The sequence below is a fragment of the Alphaproteobacteria bacterium genome, assembly GCA_018667735.1.
Classification (GTDB): domain Bacteria; phylum Pseudomonadota; class Alphaproteobacteria; order Rickettsiales; family JABIRX01; genus JABIRX01.
In genome coordinates, this window is sequence record JABIRX010000045.1 from 1 (window position 1) to 4,732 (window position 4,732).

The 4,732-nt window shown below is 28.7% G+C and carries 4 protein-coding genes; all 4 read left to right on the forward strand.

Translation table 11 applies throughout. From position 1 onward, the window contains the following. On the forward strand, positions 1-1,764 hold a 1,764-nt coding region (locus HOH73_04925), incomplete at its 5' end, for a hypothetical protein (GenBank protein ID MBT5828199.1). Continuing rightward, positions 1,765-2,880 (forward strand): LptF/LptG family permease, encoded by a 1,116-nt coding sequence (locus HOH73_04930; GenBank protein ID MBT5828200.1) that lies wholly within the window; start codon positions 1,765-1,767, stop codon positions 2,878-2,880. Continuing rightward, positions 2,871-3,704 carry an oxygen-dependent coproporphyrinogen oxidase gene (hemF, locus tag HOH73_04935; protein ID MBT5828201.1) on the forward strand — a complete coding sequence of 278 codons (834 nt, stop codon included), beginning with the start codon at positions 2,871-2,873 and terminating at the stop codon, positions 3,702-3,704. The genes HOH73_04930 and hemF overlap by 10 nt, the downstream gene beginning before the upstream one ends. Positions 3,705-3,741: 37 nt before the next feature. Continuing rightward, positions 3,742-4,732: hypothetical protein (locus HOH73_04940; protein ID MBT5828202.1), on the forward strand; the 991-nt coding region annotated here is incomplete at its 3' end.

Sequence of the window (4,732 nt, forward strand, 5' to 3'; positions counted from 1 at the left end):
AAAGCAAATAATAAAAAAAATATCATCAATGGTGAAAATATTTTAATTCATAGAGATGGAAATTATAATAACAGCTTAACAATTAGTTATGAGATTTTGCCAACAGCATATGTTAGCACTATAAATATAAAAAATAATTATGATCGTAAATTACCCTATGATTTAGAGTTAAGATTAAGCCTTACATCTGAATTTCCAGCTAAGAAAGAGGAACGCTATATTACTGAAATGTCCTTCAGTAAAAAAATCAAAAAAGCTCTACGCACAGGATTGAGCCTTAAGCATAGTAGTGATACGGGAGAATATATTGCATCTTTTAATATTGACTTTGATGGTAGCACTCTAATTTTTAGGGAAAAAAATGAAAATAAAATCATCATAGAAGATGACTACCAAGCTGATAAAGGCTTAGTAACTCTTACCTCGTTTATAGATGCAAACCACAATAATACTTATGATGATGGTGAAGAAAAATTAGAAAATATTAGATTCTTATTTAACAATGCAAAATCAACTCTTTCAGATAAAAATGGTATCTCTGTTATTGGGAATTTATCGGAAACAACAATTTACGAAGTAATATCTGACAGTTCAGAAAGTGATTATTTTGACTTAATTACAAAAAAAGAAAATTTTTATGTTTTACCTAGAGCAGGAAATATTTTGTCATTAAATATTCCCTTTATTAAAGTTGGTACAATTGATGGTAATTTATATTTTAATAATACAGCAGTAAGTAAAGCAAAAATCTTGTTATTAAGTCAAGATGGCAAACAAATAAGCAGCTTTGTCACTGATATTGACGGCTTTTTCTTTTTTCCTGATATTCCAATTGGAGAATATATAATTTCTCTATCAGAAAATACTCTTAAGCGACTAAATCTGCAAAATAATATCACTGTTCCAGTTACTGTTACAGAAACAGAACTCTATGTTGAATATTTTGATATTGAAGTTAAGGATTTTATTCAATCCGATATCACAACAGACCTCAAAAAGGAACTAAGCCTAAATCAGCTAAAAGCTTCTAAATATCAAGTAGTATTCAGGCCCACAAAATACCATCAAAATGTCGCAGATTATTTTAAATTATTGCAAGAACAAATTAATTTTATATTAAATAATAAAACAGCCACAATTAAGCCAACTGAACAAGTAAATAAAGAAATTCTTAGTACTCTAGAAGTAAATAATATCAGCTCTATGAGAAGCGCTAAATTAATTTGTCATGAGATTAACAAGAGATATAAAATCAAATGTTCAGTGCAAACTAAATTAAGTTTAAATAAAAAATTTAACTCAAAAGAGAATATAGAATTATTCAAAGATTATTTGCAAGATTGCGTCGATAAAAGATTTATTAATTCTGGTTATTTTTATGAAAAAAAGATTCAAAATAAAGCTAAAAATAACTTTCATTATAAGTTGGACTTTATTAGTGAAAATCTTCCTTTAAACAAATCCTTATCTCTTTGCAAGAAAATTGGCACCAGAGAAAACATCTGTAAGGCTGAGCCAATTATTAAGCTAAAAGAATCTTTTAATGAGGATAATTTTATTGAAAAATTCAACAATATCAGAAGCTTACTAGTAGAACTACCATTTAATATTGATGTAAAGAATTATGACATGACTCAAAGTGAGCAATATTATCATTTAACTATTGGTGAATTTCAATCACATCTTGAAGCACAATTATTTTGTAGCAATATGATGTTAGATAGTTCAAAATGTAGGGCGATAGAAATATTTGAAGCTAACTAAATGAATTACCCAAAAATAAAGACCTATTTATCTATTAGGTTCATCGCCATTTTTACTAAAGTCATGTTAGCAATAATGTTGCTTACATTATTTATTGATGTTATCGAATTGGTACGACGCTTTAGCGATAAAAACCTCAGCTTTTTAAATATTCTAGAATTATCAATTTTGAAACAACCTGAATTATATCAGGAAATTTTACCTTTTATTATTTTACTTGCTTCCATAATATTTTTTATAAAATTAAGCTCCTCAAATGAATTAACTATCTTGAGATCATCAGGTCTTAGCAGCAAATCAATATATTTTATTCCCATATTTATTATTTTTATTATTTTTCTAGGTGAAATTTTTTTACTTAACCCTTTAACAAACTTCAGCAAACAAAAATATCAATATAATATTAATAATTACCTTAATCACAAAGCAGCCACTATAAAGGCAGAAGATGTGTGGTTCAAAGCTAAAAGCGAAAATTACAAAATCATTTTAAATAGTGCTAAAATTAGCTTAGAAGATGACAAAACTATCTTTCATAATTTAAGCCTATTATATTTAGACCATCCTAAAGTAAGATTTATTAACAGTAATACAGCAACTTTACATAACCAAAATCTAACTTTAATTAATAATGATTTATATGGTAAACAAGAGCAACTTCAAAGCTCGGCTTTGCTAGTTTTGGAAACTGATCTTTCCATTACTAAAGTTAAGCAAGTTATGGCTACTAAAGACAAAGCTAAAGATCAAAGCCCTAATATAATTTCTATTATTAGTAGTTTAGCTAAATATCAATCTAATAATGATTTTACAAATAGGCAGCAATTAGTTTTATTGAGCAATATATTAGCTAAGCTTCTTTCATATTTAATAGTTTTTCTACTAGCTGCATATTTTTGCGTTCTACCACCCAGATACAATAAAAAAACCATCAATATAACTATCACTATTATCATTGGTTTTGCGATGTTTTTCTTATTGAGTGTTTTTTATAATTTTACTTTAAGTAATAAAATATCTATATTTTATGGGATATGGCTACCTAATTTGATCTTATTTTTTAGCATGCTTTATTTACATATTAGAAAAGAATTAGGTTATTTATTATGGACATAATTGAAAAAAGGTTACTTACAACTAATTGGTTCACCGAACTTAGAAATAAAATTTGCCAAGAATTCGAAAAAATTGAGCAAGAATATGCAACTGCTAACCCTATTAAATTCTCCTATAAAAAATGGACTAGACCAGGAGGGGGTGGAGGTGAAATGGGCATGATGAAAGGCAAAGTTTTTGAGAAGGTAGGGGTTAATATTTCCACTGTACATGGCGAGTTTTCTGAGGAAGCACAAAAAAAAATTCCTGGTTGCGAAAATAACCCTAATTTTTGGGCTAGCGGTATCTCTTTAGTTGCACATATGCATTCACCCTTAGTACCTGCTATTCATTTAAATACTAGATTTATTAACACTACCAAAAATTGGTTTGGCGGAGGTACTGATTTAAATCCAGCCATAGAAGATAAAGACGATATAGAGAAGTTTCATCAAACTCTTAAAGTTTGTTGCGATAAATATAATCTTGCATATTACCCTAAATATAAAAAATGGTGTGACGAATATTTTTTTATTAAGCATCGTAATGTATCCAGAGGTGCTGGTGGTATTTTTTATGATTATTTAGACTCTGGAAGTTTTACCAATGACTTTGCTTTCACGCAAGATGTGGGAAAAAGCTTTCTACAAATCTACCCTGAATTGATCAGAAAGCATATGCATAGAAAATATAGCGAAGCAGATAAACATGAGCAATTAATAAAGCGCGGTCTATATGCTGAGTTTAATTTATTATATGATCGTGGCACTAAATTTGGCTTAATGACCGAAGGTAATGTAGAAGCAATATTAATGTCGCTACCACCTCTTGCAAAATGGTCCTAATAGTACTACTAATTAATTATAAACAATATAGTTTAAGATGAATGTTTCATTAATCATTTTTTATATAGCAACTTCTAGCTTATTACAAAATATTAATCCCACAATTACCGCACAGTTAAATGGTGGCAATTTTGAGCAAGCATTAGAATTTATAGAGTGTAATCATCAGCAAGAGAACTCTTCTCCTACTACTAATTTAGCAGATTATTGCGCAGACCTAATATATAAAAAAGTAAAGGGCGATAATAATAATCAAGAAAATAATCCTTCAGCCAATGTTCCAAATGTAGAAAACAACATAATATCTAACGCAAATCTTGGTCCACATAATTTAGATTTTCTAGCTCTAGAAAATGATTTAGCAGAAAAGTTTGAAGAAAAAACAAGTGAAGAAACAGGCAAAATATCTACATTAGATGACAGCTACTTAAGTAATGATGATAATGTTATAATTGATTTAAGTCAGGAATTTACCAAAGAAAACGCACAGATATTAAATGCTGCAGCAGAGAAAAACACCAACTCTACTGAAGATCATAAGATCATTACAAAATCTAAGATAGGGCAAATAAATAGTGACAATTTAGTGCCTAAAATGACTCCTGAAGAAGTGCAAATGCTACAGGATAATGGCGAAATCACAGAAGATTTAGGCCAAAATGATTATTTAGAGCTTGATCAAGATAGTTTTGTAAATGAGGAAAACTTAAAATCTAATTCAGATAGTGGTATCAATAATATTGATCATTTAGTAACTGAAGCTTTAGAAGAAGATTATATAAAAGATAGTGTCAAACTGACTGATGAAATCATTACTACAGATAACATAGATGCTCCAGTATTAGAAGATAACTTAATTATAGATGAAGTAAAGTTTAGCTCAATTACTCAAGAACAAGTTACTTATGATGACAAACTAGATGTTTTAGCAGAAGATAATTTAATCATAGATGAAGCAGAGATTAGTTCAATCACTCAAGAGCAAGTTACTTATGATGACAAACTAGATGTTTTAGCAGAAGATGGTT